Origin of the sequence: Streptomyces alkaliphilus (assembly GCF_014141535.1) — a bacterium.
In the GTDB taxonomy this organism is placed as follows: domain Bacteria; phylum Actinomycetota; class Actinomycetes; order Streptomycetales; family Streptomycetaceae; genus Streptomyces; species Streptomyces alkaliphilus.
The window spans coordinates 1-537 of sequence record NZ_VKHT01001674.1 but is presented as its reverse complement, the minus strand read 5'-3'; the positions used below and the strand labels follow the sequence as shown (position 1 = coordinate 537).

Genomic DNA, 537 nt, shown 5'->3' with positions numbered 1-537 from the left:
CCCCCGCCCCGGCCACCCGCCCGACCACGAACGCCACCCGCGTGCCCGACAGCTGGATCACGTCGTACCAGCTGCCGCCGGTGCCGGCGGCGGTACCGGCCGGGACATACGCCCCGGTGGTCCGCGCCGCGCTCAGCCGCGCCGACAGTCGCGGCAGCAGGCTGCGTTGCAAAGCCTCCACCGTGCGTCGCTCCCGGGTGTAGCGCCGGGCGTTGTCCAACCCCAGCGCCAGGCGTGAGCCGATCTCCTCCGCCAACTGGACATCGGCCGCGTCGAAGGGGGTCCTGTCGCCGGTGCGCCACAGCGGCACCGCGCCCAGCACCACACCGCGCGCCAACAACGGAAGCACCAGCAACGAGGTGGCCGCGTCCGGCAGGTTCAGCCGTGCACGCCCCGGGTCCCGCGCCGATGCCGCCCGCAACTCCCTCATGTCCGGCATGAACCCCGTCACGCCGCGCCGCACGTGCTCGGCTTCGACATCCCCCGGGAAGAATGTCTCACCCCGCTGGTGGACCTCCTCGGGCCAGGGCCCCCACC

Annotated in this window: 1 pseudogene; it reads right to left on the bottom strand. The window is 74.1% G+C overall.

Annotated features, from left to right (window positions below):
• Positions 1-537 (bottom strand): annotated as a pseudogene (locus FNQ90_RS26265) (hypothetical protein); the annotation flags it as partial.